This window comes from Halobacterium zhouii, assembly GCF_021249405.1.
Taxonomy (GTDB): domain Archaea; phylum Halobacteriota; class Halobacteria; order Halobacteriales; family Halobacteriaceae; genus Halobacterium; species Halobacterium zhouii.
The window spans coordinates 1700462-1721438 of the sequence record NZ_CP089593.1; the positions used below are offsets into that span (position 1 = coordinate 1700462).

The window sequence follows — 20977 nt, forward strand, 5'->3', positions numbered from 1 at the left end:
ACAACAGTATCGCGGTGCTCGATGGGGTTGCGTACCGAACGGAGCGACGGCGGCCCAGACCGCATAAGAACTCACCACGCTCCGTCAGAGAATGGTGGCCTTTATGCGCGGCGCGAACGCCGTTTCGAGTGCATGAAGCTTCACGAGTACCAGGCGAAGCAGGTCTTCGCCGAGGCGGGCATCCCGACCCCCGGGTCGGCGCTCGCCACGTCCGTCGACGAGGTCGTAGAGGTCGCGGAAGACCTCGGCTACCCCGTCGCGGTGAAGGCCCAGGTACACGTCGGTGGACGCGGCAAGGCCGGCGGTATCAAACTGGCCGAGAGCGAAGAGGAAGCCCGAGAGGCCGCCGAATCCATCCTCGGCATGGACCTCAAGGGGTACACCGTCGGAAAGGTCCTCGTCGAGGAGGCCGTCGACTTCACGAACGAACTGTACGTCGGCGTGACGATGGATCGCGGCGAGGGCAAACCCGTCGCGATGGTCTCAGAGAAGGGCGGCGTCAACATCGAGGAGGTCGCCGAGGAGGACCCCGACGCTATCGCGCGCGAACACATCGACCCCGCGTTCGGCCTGCACCCGTACCAGGCCCGGAAGGTCGTCTACGACGCGGGCATTCCGAACGAGGTCGCTCGCGACGTGTCCAGCATCCTCACGACGCTGTACGACCTCTACGAGGACAAGGACGGCAGCGACATCGAGATCAACCCGCTGATGGTCACCGCGGACGGCGACGTCGTCGCGGCCGACGCCGTGATGAACGTCGACGACGACGCGCTGTTCCGACACCCCGACCTGGAGGAGATGGAAGACGAGGCCGCCGAGGACGACCTCGAAGCCAAGGCCAACGAGTACGGCTTCGACTACGTGCGTCTGGACGGTAACGTCGGCATCATCGGCAACGGGGCGGGTCTCGTGATGACGACCCTCGACCTCGTCGACTACTACGGCGGACAGCCGGCGAACTTCCTGGACATCGGCGGCGGCGCGAAAGCCGAACGCGTGACGAACGCCCTCGACATGGTGTTCAGCGACGACAACGTCGACTCCGTCGTGTTCAACATCTTCGGCGGCATCACCCGCGGCGACGAGGTCGCCAAGGGCATCAACGCCGCGCTCGAGCAGTTCGACGAGATTCCGAAACCGGTGGTCGTCCGACTCGCGGGGACGAACGCCGAGGAGGGCCGCGAGATCCTGAACGCGGACCTCGTGACCGTCGAGGAGACCCTCGAAGGAGCGGTGCAGCGCGCTGTCGAGTACGCTGACACGGAGGTGACCCAATGAGTATTCTAGTCGACGACGACACCCGCGTCGTGGTGCAGGGCATCACGGGCGGCGAGGGCAAGTTCCACGCCGAACAGATGATCGAGTACGGGACGAACGTCGTCGCGGGCGCGGTGCCCGGCAAGGGCGGCCAGGAAGTCTCGGGCGTCCCCGTCTACGACACCGTCGACCAGGCCGTCGAAGCCGAGAACGCCGACGCGTCGGTCGTGTTCGTTCCGCCCGCGTTCGCGGCAGACGCCGTCTTCGAGGGACTCGACACGGACCTCGACCTCGTGGTCGCCATCACGGAGGGTATCCCGACCCAGGACATGGCGAAGGTGAACAAGCGCCTCTCCGAGGTCGACACCCGCCTCATCGGTCCGAACTGTCCGGGCATCATCACGCCCGGCGAGGCGAAACTCGGCATCCTGCCGGGCAACATCTTCGAGTCCGGGCGCGTCGGACTCGTCTCTCGGTCTGGCACCCTCACGTACCAGGTCGTGGACTCCCTGACCTCCCGGGGTATCGGCCAGACGACCGCCATCGGCATCGGCGGCGACCCCATCATCGGCACCGACTTCATCGACGCGCTCTCGCTGTTCGAGGACGACGTCGACACCGACGCCGTCGTGATGTGCGGCGAAATCGGCGGTGAGGACGAGGAGGAGGCCGCCGAGTTCATCGCCCAGAACATGGACACGCCGGTCGCGGGATTCATCGCGGGCCGCACCGCGCCGCCGGGCAAGCGCATGGGCCACGCGGGCGCCATCGTCTCCGGCAGCGGGACGGGTACTGCGGAGTCCAAGATCAGCGCGCTGAACGACGCGGGCGTCCCGGTCGGCGACACGCCCGAGGAAGTCGCGGACGACATCGAGGACTTCCTGTAGCGCGACGCCGCCGGGTGTAACCCACCGTTTCGCCGTTCTCGTTCTCCGAGTTCTCGCGCTGTCTCCTGCTTCTGGCCTCGACCGTGCTGTTCTCCTGTTTCCTCTTCTCTCGACCTCCCTGTTCTCTCGTTCCCCCGTCGGCCAACTCATGAACGTCACGCGCCGACTGTTTCCTCCGGTCGACGTGGTCCGTAACCGGAGGTTTCTGCGACCATCGCGACTGGCATTTATTTCTCCCGGTTAGACGCCTCAGTAACCTCCAGAGGGGCGCGTCGCCTAGACGTTGTCGAACCGTTAGAATGACCGTAAACCCCGGTATTCGGCGGTAATTCGGATTTACTGGCGTGAAATCGATGACACGGTGTTCTCGGTTTTTGTGGGGTCCAGTCGATACGTGGATACGCCAATGACCACCACCACGCCGAACACGGACGTGCGGGAATTCTGTGACGTCTGTGACAAAAAGACGGCGCACGCGGTCCAGATCGAACTCCGCGTGGAGAGCACGAAGACCGAGAACCAGGAGTTCTCCCGCGAGCCCTACCGGGTGAGCACGTGTGCCGACTGCGAGTCGACGAGTACGATGCGGATGAACCACGTCTAAACGCGGATTGCTGGAGTGTCTTCCCGCGACCACTGAAATCCCGCCGTCAGCGATTCGCGTGCATCGACGACCACGGACGCGGCGCCAGCGAAACGCGTATGGTGCGGGGCCGGGACGCGTGAGGTGATGGAGACCACCCACGAGGTGCACGTCGACGACGCCCGCGACCTGCCGCTCGCCGACGACAGCGTCGACCTCGTGGTCACGTCACCGCCGTACCCCATGATATCGATGTGGGACGGCCTGTTCACCGAACTCGACCCGGCGGTCGGGGACGCACTCGACGAGGGCGACGGCCGGCGCGCCCACGAACGCATGCACGACGCACTCGACGCCGCGTGGCGCGAGGTCGCTCGCGTGCTCCGCCCGGGCGGCATCGCGTGCGTGAACGTCGGCGACGCCACGCGAACGTTCGAACGCTTCCGCGTCTACGACAACCACTCGCGGGTTACCGAGGCGTTCGAGACGCTGGGTTTCGACGCGCTCCCCAGCGTCGTCTGGCGGAAACCCGCGAACAGCGCGACGAAGTTCATGGGAAGCGGGATGCTCCCGCCGAACGCCTACGTCACACAGGAGCACGAACACGTACTCGTGTTCCGGAACGGCGAGCGCCGCGACTTCGACGCGGGCGCCGACCGACGGTACGAGGCCGCCTACTTCTGGGAGGAGCGCAACCGCTGGTTCTCGGACGTCTGGACCGACCTGAACGGCGAAACCCAGTCCCTCGAGGGTCCGGGGTTGCGCGAGCGTTCGGCCGCGTTCCCGCTCGCGCTCCCGTACCGTCTCGTGAACATGTACTCCGTCTACGGCGACACCGTCCTCGACCCGTTCTGGGGCACGGGAACGACCTCACAGGCGGCCGCCGTGGCGGGCCGGCACTCCGTCGGCGTGGAACGCGACTCCGGGTTCGCCGACGCGTTCTCGGACCGAATCCAGCGCGCCCCCGAGCGCTCCCGAACACTCGCCAGCGACCGACTCGCGGCTCACCGCGAGTACGTCGCGAACGCCGCGGACGAATTCGAGTACGAGGCCGAGTACTACGACGCGCGCGTCCGGACGAAACAGGAACGCCGCATTCGCTTCTACGAGGTCACCGACGTCGCCGAGACCGAAACCGGGTGGCGGGCGACACACGTTCCCTACGAGGAGTGACGCGGCAGGTAGGCGCAAGTAAGGCAGCCCGGGCGCAAGCAACCCCGACGAACCCGGGAACAAGCAGGCAGGCAGTTGGTCACGGCGCCTAACTCGCCGCGCGTCCTGTTCTGCGTATGACCTATCAGACCACGGTCGGCTGGTCGCTGCTCACCTCGGGCATCGTCACGCTCCTCCTCGCGTACCTGCCTGGCGACTCGTTCTGGTGGGGAATCGGTCTGCTGGTGGTGGGAATCGGCGTGCTCCTCATCAGACAGACGTAGAAACGAGGGTGAGACAGATGCGACCGGATACCGCCGAACGATCGACCACCGTCGAGAAAGCGGGAGGCGCCAGACTGCAGACCGATTCGACGTCTCGCCATGAACGACGATAGAACCGACAGCGGCCCCCGACCGGTCGCAGTCGGTTCACAGACGTCTGGCCGCTCCGATGGCTACTGTTGACCGGGAGTCGCCGAACTCTCACGCTCCTGCTCTCGGTGAGCGCGCTCGCGGTGCTGCTCGGCGTCGGCACGGTCTGGGAGATCGAGATGGAGCGCCTCGTGAACGAGACGCGGGCCGTGCAGTCGCTTTTCAACACGCTGCTCGGCGGCATCATCCTCTTCGTCTCGGTCGTGCTCTCGATCAACATCGCGGTGCTCGCCCAGGAACTCGGGCCGTTACAGACCGAGCGCTCGCAGATCGAGGACTCCATCGCGTTCAAGGTCGAAGTGGCGGACGTCGTCGAATCCGACGTGGGGCGAACCGAGGCGGACGGCCTCTTCCAGTTCCTCCTCCGGGCGCTGCGCGGCGAAGCCAACCAGCTCCAGCGCAACGCCGAAGAACTCGACGACGACGACGCGAGAGACGAGGTTCCGGTGTTCGTCGACGCCTTACAGGCGGAGTTCGCGTCCGCCGAACGACGCCTCCGGTCGCGCACCCCGCGACGCACAACGCCGCTGTTACCCGGACTCGACTACGACCTCGCTCGCCACATCTCCGAAATCAGGCGCATCCAGTCCGAACACGGCGACAGCCTCGACGAACCCACGGCCGAAGCGCTCTCGACCGTCGCCGACCTCCTCGAAGCCTTCGCCGCCGGACGCGAGTACTTCCGAGCCCTGTACTTCAAGCGCGAAGTGCAGAACCTCTCCAGTGACCTCCTCCTGCTCGCACTCCCCGTCATCGTCTTCACCTCCCACGTCCTGCTCGCCATCGACGCCGGCCTGTTCCCGACGACGTCCATCTTCGGCATCCAACCGCGCCTGCTCTACGTGAGTATCGCGTACGCCATCGCGCTCTCACCGTACCTCCTGTTGAGCGCGTACATGCTCCGCATCGTCACCGTCTCCCGTCACTCTACGGAATCGAGCGGGTTCGCGCTCGGGGGTGACGACTCGGTGTAGCCAGGTGTGGGGGGCAAGGAGACGCCGAGAGCGACGCGCTGGAGCGTCACCGCGACCCCGAGAGGGACTGTCACACAACCGGCCGATTTTTCCACGCTATCCGTGAACCCGAGGCCATGGCCAGCGAAACAGACACCGGTTCCCAGCTTGCGGACGCCCTCATCCCACTCTCTACGACTTCCCCTACAACAGACGGTGACGGCCTCCACGAACTCGGTGACGTGCTCGCCGACTTCCGCGTTATCGGCCTCGGCGAATCCACGCACGGCACGCGGGAGTTCTTCGAACTCAAGCACCGTATCGTTCGGCATCTCGTCGAGGAGCAGGGACTCCGCCTGTTCGGCATCGAAGCCTGCTTCGGTGAAACGCTCGCCATCAACGACTACGTGCTTCGCGGCGAGGGGAGCGCCGAAGAAGCACTCGACGGCATCGGCTTCTGGACCTGGAACACCGAGGAAGTGCGGAACTTCGTGGAGTGGCTCCGCGAGTTCAACGACGGTCGAGAGCACGAGGACTGCGTGAAGTTCTACGGCTACGACATGCAGTTCACAACGGCGTCCGCCAGCAGGCTCGACAACTGCCTCGACCACGTCGATGCCAGCGTCCACGAATCAGTCGCAGCCGACCTCGACTTGCTCGCCGACGAACATCGAGTGTACGGCGACGACGACCAGCTCCGGGAACGAGTGGATGCCGCAGAGTCGGTCGTGGAGTCACTCGCACCCACACTCGACAACAACCGCGAGACATACGTCGATGCGACTAGCGAACGCCAGTGGCGACTCGCGCGCCAGCACGTCACCGCGATGGAGCAAGCAGTCACCCGTGGCCGCAGGATGCTTCAGGCAGACGAATTCACGGTGGAGCAACTCCGGCAGCGCGACTACGCGATGGCCAAGAACGTCGACTGGATTCTCGACCACGAACCCCATGACCGCATCGCGCTCTGGGCGCACAACGGCCACGTCAAGCGCGGCGGCATGGAGTACGAGGACACCATCGTCCCGACAATGGGAGACAATCTGGCCGACCGCTACGGCGACGACTACTACGCACTCGGCTTCGACTTCCACCACGGTTCCTTCCAGGCCATCGGTAATCTCGAAGACGAAGACGACTCCGGCCTCCGAGAGTTCACTGTCGGGACGCCACGCGAGGACTCGTTTGCCGCTACGCTCGCGGCCACCGGAGTCGAACTGGCGCTCCTCGACGCAACGCGCGCGAGTCGGGACCCAGCACTCGTAGACTGGCTGAACAGCGAACACGAACAACGGACTGTCGGCGCGCACTACGACCACGACGACGCAGACGACTACTGGGCCACGTTCGACCTCCCCGAGGACTTCGACGGTATGCTCTACGTCGAGGAAACGACGCGAGCAGTACCGCTAGAAAGAGGTGACTGACGTAGCTAGCCTTCGCCGACCGAGCGGGCCGACAGGCCCCGGAAGGTCGGCGATTCACTCCGCGAACGTAGTGAGTGGAGGCCGACGACTGAGGGGAGCGCGTCAGCGCGAACCGAAGAAGGAGTGCTTTTGGCCGAGCTTTTGCCGAGGGCTGGCGAAGCCAGCCCGCAGCGCAAAAGGTCGAGCGAGTGGGTTGGGGCGGATTCGAACCGCCGGCCTGCTCCGTGTGAAGGAGCCGTCATAGCCTGACTAGACCACCAACCCGCACCAGAACGTACGCCGGAGACGCCAATTAAGGCTTGCGTTTAGCTCGAACGGGAGCGTCGGATGCGGCGACGCGCCTTCCGAGCGGTTCGCCGGGCGCGGCGTTCGGCGTCGGTGGCGCGCTCGCGGACGCGCTCCGGGGCGCTGGGTTCTGGTTCGCGTTCCATGCCGGTGAGTCTGCGGACGTTCCGTTCCGCCGGTTCGAGTTCCGTACGGATGCCGTGCGCCGTCGCTTCCGCGGCGCGTTGGAGGTAGTAACGGGCGTCTTCGAAGTGTCGGTTCATGCACGACAGTACGCCGCGAGAGAGCAAAGCGTTGCTGCCGAGGTTCGTACCGACACCGTCCCGCTCTAGTACGACGGCGACTCCTCTGGGACACCGTCGCGCTGGTTGACGAGGCGCGCGAACACGAACAGCGCGTCCGAGAGGCGGTTCAGGTACGCGACCGCCTGCTCGTTGACGCCGTCCTCGTCGTGGAGCAACGCGACCGCGCGGCGCTCTGCGCGCCGGCACACCGTCCGGGCGTGGTGGAGCGCTGCGCCCGCGTCGCTACCGCCCGGGAGGATGAACGACTCGAGGGGGTCGAGTTCCGCCTCGCAGTCGTCGATCCACTCCTCGAGTTCCTCGACGTGGTCCTCGCCGACGACCGGGTCGTCCTCGTCGGGGTCCGGGTTGGCGAAGTCCGCCTGCACGACGTGGAGGTGGTTCTGGCACGCCGCGAGGTAGTCGTCGACGTCGTCGTGGCCCGAGGGGCGAACCGACCCGAGCAGGGCGTTCAGTTCGTCGACGGTGCCGTAGGCCTCGATGCGCGGACTCGTCTTCGAGACGCGGTCCATGTTCCGGAGGTCCGTCTCGCCGCTGTCGCCGCGCCGCGTGTAGATCTTCATGCGAGTGTTCGCTCCACGTAGTCGAGGATGTTCTCGCTCTCGGCCATCGTGACCCCGTGGTCGTCGTCCACGAGCACGGGCACGCCGCGCTGCCCGCTCACGCGCTTGACCTCGTTGCGCTGGGAGTGCAGCGCGTCCACCCACTGGGTCTCGTACGAGACACCGTGGTCGTCCAGCGCTTCCTCGACAGTCTCGCAGTACGGACAGCCGTCGAGCGCGTACAGCGTCAGTCCCATACCGGATGGTGGTTCGGTGACTACTAAGGAATTGCCCCACTCCGGCTCGGTCTGCTCTCGGGGACGGCGACTCTCCGCCTCGGCGATAGATTCAACACGGTGTCGGGTGACGCGCTAGCGATGACAGAGAGTCCGTTCGACGTCCGACTGCAGGTCGGAGAAGTGCTCGACGCGGAACCGTTCGAGGCGGCCCGGAAACCCGAGATGGCGAAACTGACAGTCGACGTGGGCGACCGAACACTCCAGTCCGCCGCACAGACCGGCTACAACTACGACCCGAGCGACCTCGTCGGCCGGCAGGTGCTGTGCGCGACGAACCTCGGGACGGTGAACATCGCGGGCTACGAATCCCAGGCGCTGACCGTCGGCGTTCCGGACGAGGACGGCCACCCGGTACTCGTCGGTCCGGACGACGACGTTCCGCTCGGGGGCGAACTCTACTGAGGGTCCTCGGGGGCGTCGCGGCGCACGCCCGGGTTGGCCTCGTCGACCGTGCTCTTGGAGAGAAAGTCCAGTCGCGGGGTCGCAGTCGGTGGCACGACCTCGTGGCGGTGGAGGAGCGAACGCACGCCAGGGACGCCCCCGAAGTCGCCGCGGAACCAGAAGAACAGCCGCGACACGCTCGCCACGTCCCGCTCCGAGTCGTAGTCGACGACAGCGTCAAGGTACTCTCCCGTCACCTCGGACAGCTCCTCGTCGACGTTTGCCGCCGTGAACGCCTCAGCGGAATCGGGGTCGTGCTCGAAACGCCGGAGCGCGATGTGAGCGCGGGGGTCGGGCTCCTGGAGTTCGTGGCGTCGCTCGAACTGACGGACGAACGGGTTCGGAACGTAGCCGAGACCGTACTTCCACTTGCCACCGCGAAGGATGCCGTGCTGGATGTCGTCGAGTCCAATCGACGTTCCGGCGACGCCGAACGGCCGCGACGAACGGCCGACGTCGACAAGTTGTCTGCGTGCCGTGAACGCCTGGTGAAGGTTCAGCCAGAACGCGAGTGCGGCGTCGCTGTCTGACCGAAGCCGGTCGAGCACCGCCTCGTCGAGCGCGCCGAGTGAACTGAGGAGATCACCGACTGGTCGCTCATTGTGACTGGCGTAGAGCAGGCGGCCCGAGGCGGCGGCGAGATCGTAGGGGGACGTGGTGTCTGCGTTCGGAGCGAACATTCAGTTTCGCCACTCCTGCCAGTTGGACACTGTACGGTGCGCCATACGTCGAATTCGGCGCGTGAAAGTATACCCCTACCGGCGGGATAGCTCTCGGTCGCAGTCCAGAAGATGACCGCAGAAAATTTTGTATCCCATCATGGGCTTTATCGTACACCCCCCGGGGTTGTCCACCCCGAAACCAGTACGTTGAATTAGATTCGTTACGCAGTTCGGTGTATGGCCAGCGAACTCGACCACGACTGCCCGAGCTGTGGTGAAACGCGTTCGTTCTACCGGAGTGCAGCGACAAACCTCCACCTCGGTCTGAAGACGAAGTGGAACTGCCCGGACTGTGGGTTCGGATTCGTCCGCATCAACGGCGAGATCGACTCGACGACCGCGTAGCTGCCGACGCCGAACCCGATACAGTCTGCGACCAGCACCTGATTGCGACAACCGGAGTCGCCAGTGACGAGACACGTCGGCAGCACTGGTTCGTTTGCAACCAGTAGCTCAGTTCGTTTTCCACCACCATCTTCGACCCGCCAACCCAAGGGGTTCCGGCTCGAAGAACCACCTCTAAAATCGACTCGGCCAGGAGGACCCCACCCGCCCATGTTTGAGGATGTTTAGCTCGCCCTCGTTGTTCGAACGTGGGGGAGCGAAGACTATGCCAGACTCCGGAAGGCAAAGAGTGGTCGATTCATTCTATGCCGTGAGTCGACACGACCGAACAACGATTCCGAGTGAGTCACCAGACGCACCATCACCGACCGCGGCTACCGAATTCTGTGCTCCGGGTGCGACGCCACTCGTCGACCCGCGTCGTTCCAAAATCGTAGTCTCAGCCACCGACCGTACACACAACGCCCGTTTCGAAGAGAGTATATAAACCACATACTGAGATAGCAAATGGGCCAGTCTGGGAGGATTTCGGCCATGATGGCGACGCGGGCGCTATCAGCCGTAGGCCAACAGAAGTGGAGCACCGTCGCTCTCCGTACGACATTCCATCGAACCCAGTTCGAAGCGACCGAACCGTGGAAAGCAAACAGACGATTCAGCCGTGGGAAGAAAACAGGCGATTCAGCCGTGAGAGAGCGGGGTGAACCCGTCGACCGGGATCACCGAATAGTCCACCGTGAGCGTGTCCTTGGTCGCCCGAACGCGGCCGACGAACTCCGAAATCGACTCGAGTGACCCCTCGAGGATGAACAGTTCCATGCAGTAGTGGTCACCGACGTGGTTGTGGACGTTCGACGTGACGAGCCCCTCGTACTCGTGACGGAGCCCCATCATGCGTTCCTCGACGGTCGAGGTCTCGTAGCTGAACAGAACGGTGACGACGCCGATGAGTTTGCGGTCTTCCAGTTGTCGGTCCTCGAACTCGCCGAGGAGGTTGCGGGCGGCCTCGCGGACGACTTCGCTGCGACCCGTGTAGCCGTGGTCGTCCGCGAAGTCGTCGATGCGTTCGAGGAGTTCCTCCGGCATCGAGACGCTGACGACGGTCATGTGTTAACTGAACGCGCACCGAGTAATAAGGATTTGTTAGTTTTCGCGCGGCGGGGGCGACACTACTCCAGGTCGTGCCAGGAGAGACGCGGGTCGCGCGCCGCACTGGTCTGGTCGATTCGCTTCGCGGTCGTGCGCTCGGGAGCGGCCGCGAGCGCGTCGTCGTCGTCGCTCGCGACGGCGTTGAACGCGTCCGCGAGGTCCTCGAGCGTGGCCTTGCTCTCGACCTCCGTGGGTTCGGTCATCAGCGCCTCGTCGACGAGCTCCGGCCACTTCGTCGTCGGCGGGTGGACGCCGTAATCGAGCATCCGCTTGGCGACGTCGGCGGCGTCCTGGTCGCCCGCGCTGGCGACGAACTCGTGGTGGAACGGCTCGAGGGGCACGTCGTAGTCCACCAGTTCCGCTAGGTAGTTCGCGTTCAACACGGCCTTCGCGGAGGCGTCCTCGAGGCCCTCGTCACCGAGGCGGTCGATGTACGCGAACGCCTTCACGAGCACGAGCCAGTTGCCCTCGAAGCCGTGGACGCGCCCGATGGACTGGGTGGGTTCGTGCAGTTCGAACCGCTCCGTGCTCCCGTCGCCGCTCTGACGGACGTGCGGGCTCGGCAGGAACGCCGCGAGTTCGTCCGTGACGCCGACCGGGCCGGCGCCCGGACCGCCGCCGCCGTGAGGCGTGGCGAACGTCTTGTGGACGTTGAAGTGCATGACGTCGAAGCCCATGTCGCCGGGGCGAGCACGCCCGAGCAGCGCGTTCAGGTTCGCGCCGTCGTAGTAGAGCAGGCCGCCGGCGTCGTGGACCATCTCCGCGATCCGTTCGATGTCGCGCTCGAACAGGCCGAGCGTGTTCGGGTTCGTGAGCATCAGCGCCGCCGTGTTCTCACCGAGCGCTGCTTCGAGGGCGTCGATGTCGACGCGACCGTCCTCGCCGGAGGGGAGTTCGACAACGTCGTAACCCCCGAGCGCGGCGGACGCGAAGTTCGTGCCGTGGGCGGAGTCCGGGATGAGGACCTCGTCGCGGTGGCCTTCGCCGTTGGCCTCGTGGTAGGCGTCGGCGATGCGGATGCCCGCGAACTCGCCAGCGGCGCCCGCAGGCGGCTGGAGCGTCACGGCGTCCATGCCTCCGATGCGCCCGAGGTACTCCTGGAGGTCGTACAACAGTTCGAGGGTTCCTTGTGTAGACTCCGCCGAGCGGTCTGGGTGGACCGCTGCCGAGTCGAGCGCGGCGACGTCCTCCGTGAACTTGGGGTTGTACTTCATCGTACAACTGCCGAGCGGGTACGGCCCGGAGTCGACGCCGTAGTTCTGCTGGCTGAGTCGGACGTAGTGGCGCGCGAGTTCGGGTTCCGAGAGACTCGGCACGCTGAGTTCGTCCCGCGTCAGGGCGTCGGGGAGCGAGGAATCGACCTCGACTGCGTCGCCGTCCTTCTCGGAGAGCAGCGGTTCGTACTGGTCGTCCTCGGCGGTCTCGTAGCGAGCCTGGTCGTAGAACTGCATCAGTGAGCCACCTCCTGGAGCGCGCCGACGAGTGCGTCTGTCGCGTGAACGTTCGCGTCGGTCACGCAGACCTGGAGTTCGTGTTCGCCGACCGCGTGCACCGCGAAGCCCTCCGCTTCGAGGTCGTCGGCGATGGCTGCCGCTGGCTGGTCGGTGTGGGCGACGAACTCCCGGAAGTGGTGGCGGTCGTAGACAGGCGCCTGGACACCAGACACGTCGTCGAGTTCGCTCGCGAGGTTCCGGGGGAGTTCGACCATCTGCTCGGCCAGGTCGACGAGACCCTCCGCGCCGAGGTACGCGGCGTGGATGGCGGTGCGGAGCGCAACCCACGCCTGATTCGTACAGATGTTCGATGTCGCGCGCTCGCGGCGGATGTGCTGTTCGCGCGTCTGGAGCGTGAGCGTGTACGCCCGGTTGCCGTCGCTGTCCTCGCTCGCGCCGACGAGTCGCCCGGGCACCTGTCGGAGAAACTCCTCGCGGCACGCGAACACGCCGAGACCCATGCCGTACGCGGTTCCGAGACCGAGGACGCTCGCGTCGCCGACGACGACGTCCGCGCCGACGTCTGCGGGGCGCTGGAGGAGGGACATCGCCACCGGGTCCGAGCCGAGGCAGAACAGCGCGTCGTGGTCGTCGGCGAGTTCGCCGACGGTATCGAGGCCCTCCTCGATGGTGCCGAGCGTCGTGGGGTTTTTCGCGTACACCATCACGACGTCGTCGTCCATCGCGTCCGCGAGAACGTCGACGTCGACGTTCCCGTCCGCGACGGCGTAGCGCTCGACGACCACGTCCGACCCGGCGGTGTAGTTCTCCAACACGCTGACGTGGCCCTCACGTACGTACTCGGGGACGAGCACGCGGTCGCCCGACGCCTGCTGGACGCGCTTGGCGAGCAGTGCGGCTTCGGCGAGAGCGCTCGCTTCGTCGTACATCGAGCAGTTCGCGATGCCGAGACCGGTCAGTTCCACGAGCATCGACTGGTACTCGAAGAGCACCTGCAGGAACCCCTGCGTGACCTCCGGTTGGTACTGCGTGTACGACGTGATGAACTCCGAGCGCTGGGAGATGTGGTCGACGAGCGACGGGACGTAGTGCTCGTAGTGCCCGCGTCCGAGGAACTCCGTCAGGTCGTCGTTGCGCCGGAGTCGCTTCCGCGTCTCCGCGACAGCCGCCTGTTCGCTCTTCGCGTCGATGCCGAACTCGCCGTCGAAGCGCACCGACTCCGGGATGTCGAACAGTTCCTCGACGTCGTCGACGCCGACGGCGTCCAACATCTCGGCCGTCTCCTCGGGTTTGTGTGGGGCGTACGGACTCCCGCTCATGCTCGCCCTCCGCGAGCGCGTCCGCCACTTCCGGGTGCTGTCATGCGCGAGGGTTACGATTCGGAGCGTAAGATACTCCCGGTTTCCGGAACCCCGACCCCCCTGGAAGTGTACTCGAACGTGCATCTTCTCCAGTAGTGTCCAAGCCTTATCCACACGAACAGCCACTTTCGAGCTGCGAGACCACGCCGCATTCGCTTCTCGTTACCCGGCCGCCAGTGACTGTAGAAGACGCCAACTCCGCTGGCGGACCCAGTTACGCAACCGTCTGCCAACATCGGTGAAACTGACCGCGGCTGCAACGCTGATCGATAACACTCGGATGCTTACGTCTCGCCATGGCTCCGCAGTGGCACTTCCAATCGCGAGCACCAGCAGCAAGTGGACGGCTGATTGAGTGAGAAAGTACGCCGTGCTGGCCTGGAGTGACGGCCGGAAGCCAGCAATCCACAGCACGACCACGACGACTGTCCCGAACAGTAATCCACCGCTCACCGGGGAGACAGGAATTGAAACAGACAGTGCCCGGTGTAGGTCTAGTCCGAGTCCCGCCAGCGAAAACCCGACGAGAAACCAGACGAGAAGCAGACCTCCGAGCGAGCGGTCCTGTCTCGTAGACTGTTTCGTCTGGGCCGTCGACCGATTCATCGCTGCGGTCTACTCGTCGGCCAGCCAAGAATCTTGAGGTGGCCAGAGCGACAGGACCCCACCGCATTTACCGAAGATACCGTGCAAGTATCTAGTAGAGAGGCCGAGAAATTGGCTCGACAGAATCTGAACAACCAGTAGCCGCCAGCATCCGCGAGCGAGCGGCTCGAACGAGCCCGAGCGAAGCGGTTCACTGCGCGAACGAGCATCGCGAGTGAGCGGAGGCCGACGACTGAACGGAGTCGTTCGAAAGAGCGCGCACGCTCTTTCGTGATGACGAGAGACGCCTCCGGCGTCTCTCGAACCACGAAGCGAAGTGAGGGAGGAGTGCTTTTAGTGCAGGTTTTGCCGAGGGTCGCCGTAGGCGACCCGCAGCGCAAAACGTGCGTTCTAGGCGATCTGTTCTTCGTACTCCTCGGCCGTGAGCAGTTCGTCGAGTTCGTCCTCGTCGAAGTCGAGTTCGAGGAGCCACCCCTCTCCGAACGGGTCGTCGTTGACGAGTTCGGGCTGGTCGCCGAGCGCGTCGTTGACTGCCGTCACGTCGCCCGAAACCGGGGCGTAGACGTCGGAGACGGCTTTGATGGATTCGACGACGCCGAAGGTGTCGTCGGCGTCGAGGTGGTCGCCCTCGCTGGGGAGTTCGACGAAGACGATGTCGCCGAGTTCGTCCTGGGCGAACTCCGAGATGCCGACGCGGCCGGTGTCGGGGTCGATCCATTCGTGCGATTCGAGGTAGTACAGGTCTTGGGGTACGTCGAAGCTCATTGGTCGATGAACGGTGGGGTGGTGAGTTTCGCTTTCTTGCCGGTGCCTCGCACGACGACGTGGACGAGCGTCCCGTCGTCGGCGTGTTCTGCGTCCACGTAGCCGAGGCCGATGGGTTCCTCGAGCGTCGGACTCATGGTGCCGCTGGTGACCTCGCCGAGATGGTCGCCGTCGGGGGTCGTGATCTCGTAGCCGTGGCGCGGGACGCCGCGGTCGACGAGGCGGAGGCCGACGAACTTCTCGTCGACGCCCTGTTCTTTCTGGACTTCGAGGGCGTCGCGGCCGACGAACTCGGTGTCGAGTTTGACGGTGAAGCCGATGCCGGCCTCGTAGGGCGTTCGGGGGTTCTCCTCGGAGTGGAAGTCCTGGCCGGAGAGCAGTAGTCCGATTTCGAGGCGGAGCGTGTCCCGGGCGCCGAGGCCGCAGGGCTGGGCGTCGTCTGCAAAGCGGTCCCAGACCGCGCCCGCGCCGTCGGCGGGGAAGACGAGTTCGAAGCCGTCTTCGCCCGTGTAGCCGGTGTTGGCGACCAGGCACTCGACGCCCGCGACGTCAGCGTGCGTCGCCTCGAACGGCGAGAGGTCGAGGACGCCGTCGGCGTCGGGGTTGGTGACGTCCGCGGCGTCCGCGACGAGTTGTGGGGCGTCCGGGCCCTGTACGGCGACCATGCCGTAGTCCTCCGTGACGTTGTCGACGGTGGCGTCGAGGCCCCACTCGTCGCGGTGGGTGGTCCACCGTTCGGCCATCTGTTCGTCGTGGCCCGCGTTCGGGACGAACAGGAACACGGCGCCGTCGTCCGCCGGGTCGTCGTCGGTCCCTTCGTCGCTCCCGTCCGGGAGGCGGTAGACGACGGTGTCGTCGAGGAGGACGCCATCCTCGGTCGTGATGGCCGAGTACTGCGCGTCGCCGGGTTCGAGTGCGGTGACGTCGTTGGTGGTGAGCCGCTGCATCAGGCGTTCGGCGTCCGGCCCCGACACCTCGATTTCGCCCATGTGGGAGACGTCGAAGATGCCGACGGAGTCACGGACAGCGGCGTGTTCCTCGCGGATGGAGTCGAACTCGACGGGCATGTTCCACCCGCCGAACTCCGTGAACTGCGCACCGCGGTCCTCGTGTCTGCCGAACAGTGGCGGCGTCCGAAGGGCCATACCCGAGGCGTCGGCTCCCGCGAAGTAATGTTTTCGTATCCCGGTCAGACGCGTCTGCCGGGGGAGTCACCCCTCGGTCTGTTCGTCGACGGCGTCGAGGCCGAACTCGGCCGCCTGGTTCCGCCAGAACTCTCGGTACCCCTCCTCGCCGGTTTCGACGGTCGAATCACCGTTCTGCACGGTGTCGAGTTTGAGGTTCACCTCGTCGAGCAGTGCCTCGCCCGCCTCGTCGCCGACGACGCCGTTTCGCATCGCGTCCATCACGGCCGACTTCTCGCGCTTGAGGATGCGGCGCTCCGCGATGAGCAGTTGCTCGCGGCGGAGTTCCGGGTTCTCCGCCAGGAGTTCCTCGATGGCATCAGAGAGCGTGTCGCGTTCGTCCTCGTACTCGTCCGTGAACGCGCGGTGGACGGTTCCCGGAATCTCGCCGCGGCGGTAGAGGCGCTCTGCGGCGTCGAGCGCGTCGTCGACGGCGCGGCGCCGGCCGACGAGCAGTTCGTAGAGGCGCTTGGCGTCGCTCTGCGTGACGACGCCGAGACGGTCGAGGAGGTTCGACATCGTGAGCCCCTGGACGACGAGGCTGAACGCGGCGACGCCGAACACCAGCGCACGCAACTGCTCGCGGAACGGGGTTCCGGGCGGGAGGCCGATGACGAGTGCGATGGGAATCGACGCGTGGAGCCCTCCCCACAGCATGACGTGTTGGTACGTCCACGGAATCGGCTGGCTGTCGACGTAGTTGTGGGTGGCGGCGCGGTTGTACACGGCGACCAGGGGGTAGAGTGTAGTCGCGCGCGCGAACAACACGAGCGGGACGGCCAGCAGGATGAGGTCGGCGTACCGGAGCAACTGGCCGATGGGCGTCTGCACGCCGATGGTGAGGAAGACGAACGTGTTCGCGATGAACGCGCCCGTCTCGAGCGTGTTGAACACGGTGATCTTCGTCTGCGGGCTCATCGCCTCCTCGGCGCCACGGTTGCCGATGAGCAGGCCGGCAGCGACGACCGCGATGACCCCGGAGACGTGGACGTAGTGCTCCGCGAGCAGGAAACTGCCGTACGCGAGGATGAGCGCGAGCACCGTCTCGGTCATGTGTTCGTCGAGCGTAGCCATCACGCGGTAGATGGCGTACCCCGCGAGGAGGCCGACGACCGCGCCGCCGAGCGCGGAGACGAGTATCCCGCCGCCGACTGTCGCGAGCGACGACGGGTCGAGGACGCCCGCCGCGGTGCGCTCGCCGTTCGCGACGGTGAGCGTGAGGTCGAGCACGGCGATGAACACGACGACGCCGACGCCGTCGTTGATGAGACTCTCGCCCTCCACGAGCACCGAGAGGCGGTCTGGGGCGCCGAGTTCGTCGAACAGAGCGAGGACGGAGACGGGGTCAGTGGGGAGTATCATCGCGGCGAACAGCAACGCGACGGTTATCGGGAAGCCGAGTATCGGCCGGGCGAGCGCCGCGAGCACCACTGTACTACCGAGTAAGCCGACGACGGCGAGTGTGAGGATGATCGGGAGGTTCCGCCGGAACTGCTCCATCTCCGTGTCCGCGGCGCCCTCGAACAGCAGCGGCGGGAGGATGACGAACAGGATGACGTCGTGGGAGAGTTCGATGCCGAGGTCGATGCCGGCGACGGAGACGCCGAGGCCGGCGAGCAGGAGCGCGATTGTGTACGGGAATCGTCCGACCTTGGCGACGAACACGCCGACACCGCCCGCGAGCAGGAACACCGCGACGAGGTCGATGAGCTGAGCTTCGATGCCGTTCGCCATTCGTCCGGAACGTTACCCCGGGCGAACTAAGCTTTTGTCGCCGCGAAAGAATGGTCACGGCCGAAGCGGCCGTTCAGTACGGGACGAGGTACAGCGCGGCGCCGAGGAACGGCACGAGGAGGAGCATCATGGCGATAGCGTACCCGAACATCTCGCGGGCTTTGATGCCCGTGATGGCGAGCAGCGGAATCGCCCAGAAGGGGTTGAGAAGGTTCGTGTGCGCGTCGCCGACGGCGTACGCGATGGTGGCCTGCCCGACGGGGACGCCGAGCTCCTGGGCCGCTGAGATGATCGAGGGACCGAGCACGATCCACTCGCCGCCGCCAGACGGCACGAACAGGTTGACCATGGAGCCGACGAGCCACGCGACGACCGGGAACGTCGCCTGCGTCGAGACGGCGAGCATGGATTCGGCGAACGTCTGCGAGAGGCCCGAGGCGTTCATCATCCCCTGGATGCCCGCGAAGAACGGGAACAGCAGGACGATGCCGGCGGCGGCGGTCGCCGCATCCCCGAAGCGCTCGCGGTAGACGGCCGGCTTCGTGTAGATGGCGAGGCCGATGAACAGGAACCCGAAGTTGACGACGTTGAGGTTGAGCGCGTCCAGTCCCCGGGTGGCGAAGAGGTAGGCGACGTAGAGGACGCCCGTCAGTGCGATGATGGCCCCGAGGATGCGGCTGTTGTCGATGCGTTCGGCGGGCGCGACCGGGCCGGCGCCGAGTTGCGCCTCGGGCGAACTCTCCATAGTTCCGCCGTCGGACTGCAGGTCCGACGAGGCTCGCGCTCCGTCCGAGCGCTCACCCCCGTCCGTAGCCGCCTCTGCGCTCTGGAGGTCGCTCTTGTCGACGTAGTCGTGGATGGATTTCGCTCGCTCCGCGGCCGGAGAGAGCAGGTAGAGCATCAGGGAGGCGTACACGATAGAGAGCACGGTGAGCGCGAGCGCGTACGTCGAGAAGATGGTCTTGGTCGGCGGCACCGTGGATTCGAGAACCCCCTGCTGGATGAACGCGTTACCCGCCGTCGCGAGCAACAGCGGCGCGGACCCGGAGAGCCCCCAGTGCCAGGTCAGGCCGAGTCCCATGTAGCCCGCGACGCACAGCAGCGGATAGTGGACGGGGATGTCCTTCTCGGCGGCGGTCTTCCCCATCTCGCGGGCGAAGATGGCGCCGAGAATGAGGCTGAATCCCCAGTGAACCCACGCGATGGCCATCGAGAAGACGGCGACCATCACGACTGCGCCGCCCGCCGTCGAGGGGACTTCCGTGAGCCGCCGGAGGGCGTCGTTCACCCGCGGGTGGTACGCGATGACGAATCCGGTCATCAGGATGAGCGCCATCTGCATGGCGAACGTGAGGAACGCCCAGAACCCATCGAACCAGTACGACACCATTTCGGCGGGACCGGCGCCCTCGACGAGGACGCCGGCGAGGAACACGATGTAACTCAGGATGATTGCGAAGAGGAACGGACTCGGCATCCACCGCTCGACCACGTCGGCGAGGCGGTGTCCCGTCCGCTCGAGTGCGTTTCCGCTCGTCCGCGACCCCGTGGATTGTGAATCCATATCACTACCGAGTATTTACCATGTTGGCTTAAAAGTAGCCGTAATTTCCGCCGGGGTTGCCCTGATTTCAACGGCGGAGTTCGCCGTTTCTGACACCTCAGAGTCCAGTTCTCGTTCGGCCGCCGGCACGTTCGAAGCGTTCGTGTCCCCGGTACTCGAGTCGACTACGCTGATTCGGTGCCCGAGTCGGCCATGTCGCTCCGGGGCTCGGGTCAGCCACACTGATTCAGCGCTCGAAACGTCCACACCGTCGCTGGTACTAAGCCGGTCCGCTACAGAGGTGGCGAGGATGAGTACGCTCGAACGGACGGACGGCGTCTACCACGGGTGGGTCGTCGTCGCTGGGTGTTTCCTCGGGTCGTTCGTCGTGTTCGGGCTGTCCTACTCCTTCGGCGTGTTCTACGAACCGATGCTGGCCGCGTTCGGCGCGTCGAGGAGCGTCACGTCGATGGCGTTCGGCGTTCAGACGGCGGCGCTGTACGCGGGCGCCGTCGGCATCGGGGCGCTCGTCGACCGATACGGCACGCGGCCAGCGCTCGCCGTCGGCGCGGTGTTGCTCTGTGGCGGCCTGGTCTGGACCAGCCGGGCCGGCTCGATGCTGGGCGTCGTCGTCGCGTACGGACTCGTGGTGGGCGTCGGATTGAGCGTCGTGTACGTCGTTGCGTACGCGACGCCCGCGCGGTGGTTCGACCGACGCGTCGGGCAGGCGAGCGGGCTGGCGTCCGCGGGCCTCGGCGTCGGGATGCTGGTCGTGTCGCCCGTCGCCACGGAACTGGTCGCGCGCGTCGGCTGGCGGGACGCGATGGTCGCGCTCGCGGCCGGCGTCGGCGTGGTGTTGCTCGCCGCACTGGCGCTCATCCGCGGTGAGCCGACGCCCGCGGAGGCGCCCGACGCCGAGTTCCCGAACGGGTTCGGCGGCGACGCCAGCGCCGGCGGCTGGCGCGCGCAGTTCGGCGACGTCGCGAGCGTCGCGACGACGCGGACGTTCGCGCTGGCGTTCCTCGGCTGGACGCTCGTCTACGCGACCCTCTACGTCGTGCTCGTCAACCTGGTGTTGTACGCCCAGGACGTCGGCCTGTCGCGGAGCGTCGGCGCGACCGGAATCGCGCTCGTCGGCGTCGCGAGCGCAACCGGACGCGTCGGCATCGGGTTCCTCGGGGACCGACTCGGCCGGACTCGGGTGTTCGTCGCCTGCTCTGCGGTGATGGGGCTGGCGACCGTGGCGCTGTCCGGCACGGGCACTGCGCTCGGCCTGTGGACGTTCGCGCTAGTGTACGGCCTCGCCTACGGTGGGAACGGCGCGCTACTGGCGCCGCTGACCGCGGACCTCTTCGGCCGCGAACAACTCAACGCGGTGTTCGGACTCATCTCCGTGTCGTTCGGCGTGAGCGGGTCCGTCGCGCCGTACCTGGCGGGCGTCGGATACGCCCGATTCGGCACGTACGACCCCGTGTTCGTCGCGGCGGGCGCGGTGGCCGTGGTCGGCGCGGCCGCGGTGGGCATCGTGGACCGCGTACAGACGTGAGCG

The 20977-nt window shown here is 65.9% G+C and carries 20 protein-coding genes, 1 tRNA gene and 1 pseudogene; 10 read left to right on the top strand and 12 right to left on the bottom strand.

Going from position 1 to position 20977, the window contains the following annotated elements; translation table 11 throughout:
* Nucleotides 1–132: 132 nt before the first annotated feature.
* The 7 genes and pseudogenes from sucC to LT970_RS08825 all read left to right on the top strand — a co-directional run bounded on the left by sucC (nt 133) and on the right by LT970_RS08825 (nt 6696).
* A complete protein-coding gene (sucC, locus tag LT970_RS08795) occupies nt 133–1281 on the top strand; it encodes an ADP-forming succinate--CoA ligase subunit beta (protein WP_232686093.1) in 1149 nt (382 codons plus the stop codon).
* Entirely contained in the window at nt 1278–2147 is an 870-nt protein-coding gene (gene sucD, locus LT970_RS08800; RefSeq protein WP_232686094.1) for a succinate--CoA ligase subunit alpha, read from the top strand. The genes sucC and sucD overlap by 4 nt, the downstream gene beginning before the upstream one ends.
* 406 nt (nt 2148–2553) lie before the next feature.
* On the top strand, nt 2554–2751 hold the full coding sequence (locus LT970_RS08805; protein WP_232686095.1) for a DUF7835 family putative zinc beta-ribbon protein: 198 nt from the start codon (nt 2554–2556) through the stop codon (nt 2749–2751).
* Nucleotides 2752–2877: 126 nt separating this feature from the next.
* A complete protein-coding gene (locus tag LT970_RS08810) occupies nt 2878–3903 on the top strand; it encodes a DNA-methyltransferase (RefSeq protein WP_232686096.1) in 1026 nt (341 codons plus the stop codon).
* 116 nt (nt 3904–4019) lie between these two features.
* Nucleotides 4020–4166: a hypothetical protein gene (locus LT970_RS08815; protein WP_232686097.1), complete on the top strand. Its 147-nt coding sequence runs from the start codon at nt 4020–4022 to the stop codon at nt 4164–4166.
* Nucleotides 4167–4309: 143 nt separating this feature from the next.
* Nucleotides 4310–5290 (top strand): annotated as a pseudogene (locus LT970_RS08820) (DUF7972 family membrane protein); the annotation flags it as partial.
* Between the two features lie 116 nt (nt 5291–5406).
* The gene (locus LT970_RS08825; RefSeq protein ID WP_232686099.1) at nt 5407–6696 is read left to right on the top strand and encodes an erythromycin esterase family protein; all 1290 of its coding nucleotides are present in this window, start codon (nt 5407–5409) and stop codon (nt 6694–6696) included.
* Between the two features lie 189 nt (nt 6697–6885).
* Here LT970_RS08825 and LT970_RS08830 read toward each other — a convergent pair.
* From LT970_RS08830 to LT970_RS08845, 4 genes are all read right to left on the bottom strand, one after another.
* Nucleotides 6886–6960: transfer RNA gene (locus tag LT970_RS08830), tRNA-Val, on the bottom strand.
* A 41-nt stretch (nt 6961–7001) separates the two neighbouring features.
* The gene (locus LT970_RS08835; protein ID WP_232686100.1) at nt 7002–7244 is read right to left on the bottom strand and encodes a DUF7553 family protein; all 243 of its coding nucleotides are present in this window, start codon (nt 7242–7244) and stop codon (nt 7002–7004) included.
* A 65-nt stretch (nt 7245–7309) separates the two neighbouring features.
* The gene (locus LT970_RS08840; protein WP_232686101.1) at nt 7310–7846 is read right to left on the bottom strand and encodes a cob(I)yrinic acid a,c-diamide adenosyltransferase; all 537 of its coding nucleotides are present in this window, start codon (nt 7844–7846) and stop codon (nt 7310–7312) included.
* On the bottom strand, nt 7843–8082 hold the full coding sequence (locus LT970_RS08845) for a glutaredoxin family protein (RefSeq protein WP_232686102.1): 240 nt from the start codon (nt 8080–8082) through the stop codon (nt 7843–7845). The genes LT970_RS08840 and LT970_RS08845 overlap by 4 nt, the downstream gene beginning before the upstream one ends.
* 120 nt (nt 8083–8202) lie before the next feature.
* Here LT970_RS08845 and LT970_RS08850 point away from each other — a divergent pair, with 120 nt between their 5' ends.
* Nucleotides 8203–8526 (top strand): tRNA-binding protein, encoded by a 324-nt coding sequence (locus LT970_RS08850; RefSeq protein ID WP_232686103.1) that lies wholly within the window; start codon nt 8203–8205, stop codon nt 8524–8526.
* On the opposite strand, the gene LT970_RS08855 is transcribed toward LT970_RS08850, so the two are convergent.
* On the bottom strand, nt 8520–9245 hold the full coding sequence (locus LT970_RS08855) for a DUF547 domain-containing protein (protein ID WP_232686104.1): 726 nt from the start codon (nt 9243–9245) through the stop codon (nt 8520–8522). The two genes, LT970_RS08850 and LT970_RS08855, sit on opposite strands and share 7 nt — an antisense overlap.
* 219 nt (nt 9246–9464) lie before the next feature.
* On the opposite strand from LT970_RS08855, the gene LT970_RS08860 reads away from it, so the two are divergent.
* Nucleotides 9465–9632 carry a DUF7838 family putative zinc beta-ribbon protein gene (locus LT970_RS08860; RefSeq protein ID WP_232686105.1) on the top strand — a complete coding sequence of 56 codons (168 nt, stop codon included), beginning with the start codon at nt 9465–9467 and terminating at the stop codon, nt 9630–9632.
* A 681-nt stretch (nt 9633–10313) separates the two neighbouring features.
* On the opposite strand, the gene LT970_RS08865 is transcribed toward LT970_RS08860, so the two are convergent.
* The 7 genes from LT970_RS08865 to LT970_RS08895 all read right to left on the bottom strand — a co-directional run bounded on the left by LT970_RS08865 (nt 10314) and on the right by LT970_RS08895 (nt 19449).
* Nucleotides 10314–10739 (bottom strand): CopG family ribbon-helix-helix protein, encoded by a 426-nt coding sequence (locus LT970_RS08865; protein ID WP_232686106.1) that lies wholly within the window; start codon nt 10737–10739, stop codon nt 10314–10316.
* 62 nt (nt 10740–10801) lie between these two features.
* Nucleotides 10802–12232, bottom strand: coding sequence for an aminomethyl-transferring glycine dehydrogenase subunit GcvPB (gene gcvPB, locus LT970_RS08870; RefSeq protein WP_232686107.1), 1431 nt, complete (start codon nt 12230–12232; stop codon nt 10802–10804).
* A complete protein-coding gene (gene gcvPA, locus LT970_RS08875; RefSeq protein ID WP_232686108.1) occupies nt 12232–13554 on the bottom strand; it encodes an aminomethyl-transferring glycine dehydrogenase subunit GcvPA in 1323 nt (440 codons plus the stop codon). The genes gcvPB and gcvPA overlap by 1 nt, the downstream gene beginning before the upstream one ends.
* A 1038-nt stretch (nt 13555–14592) precedes the next feature.
* Nucleotides 14593–14967 carry a glycine cleavage system protein GcvH gene (gene gcvH / locus LT970_RS08880; RefSeq protein WP_232686109.1) on the bottom strand — a complete coding sequence of 125 codons (375 nt, stop codon included), beginning with the start codon at nt 14965–14967 and terminating at the stop codon, nt 14593–14595.
* Entirely contained in the window at nt 14964–16112 is a 1149-nt protein-coding gene (gcvT, locus tag LT970_RS08885) for a glycine cleavage system aminomethyltransferase GcvT (protein ID WP_232686110.1), read from the bottom strand. Before gcvT ends, gcvH begins: the two co-directional genes overlap by 4 nt.
* Nucleotides 16113–16178: 66 nt before the next feature.
* Complete coding sequence (locus LT970_RS08890) at nt 16179–17885, bottom strand: cation:proton antiporter (RefSeq protein ID WP_232686111.1); 1707 nt, start codon at nt 17883–17885, stop codon at nt 16179–16181.
* A gap of 73 nt (nt 17886–17958) precedes the next feature.
* The gene (locus LT970_RS08895; RefSeq protein ID WP_269785466.1) at nt 17959–19449 is read right to left on the bottom strand and encodes a short-chain fatty acid transporter; all 1491 of its coding nucleotides are present in this window, start codon (nt 19447–19449) and stop codon (nt 17959–17961) included.
* Between the two features lie 289 nt (nt 19450–19738).
* On the opposite strand from LT970_RS08895, the gene LT970_RS08900 reads away from it, so the two are divergent.
* Nucleotides 19739–20974, top strand: a complete 1236-nt coding sequence (locus LT970_RS08900) for an MFS transporter (protein WP_232686112.1) — start codon at nt 19739–19741, stop codon at nt 20972–20974.
* The last annotated feature ends 3 nt before the right edge of the window (nt 20975–20977 follow it).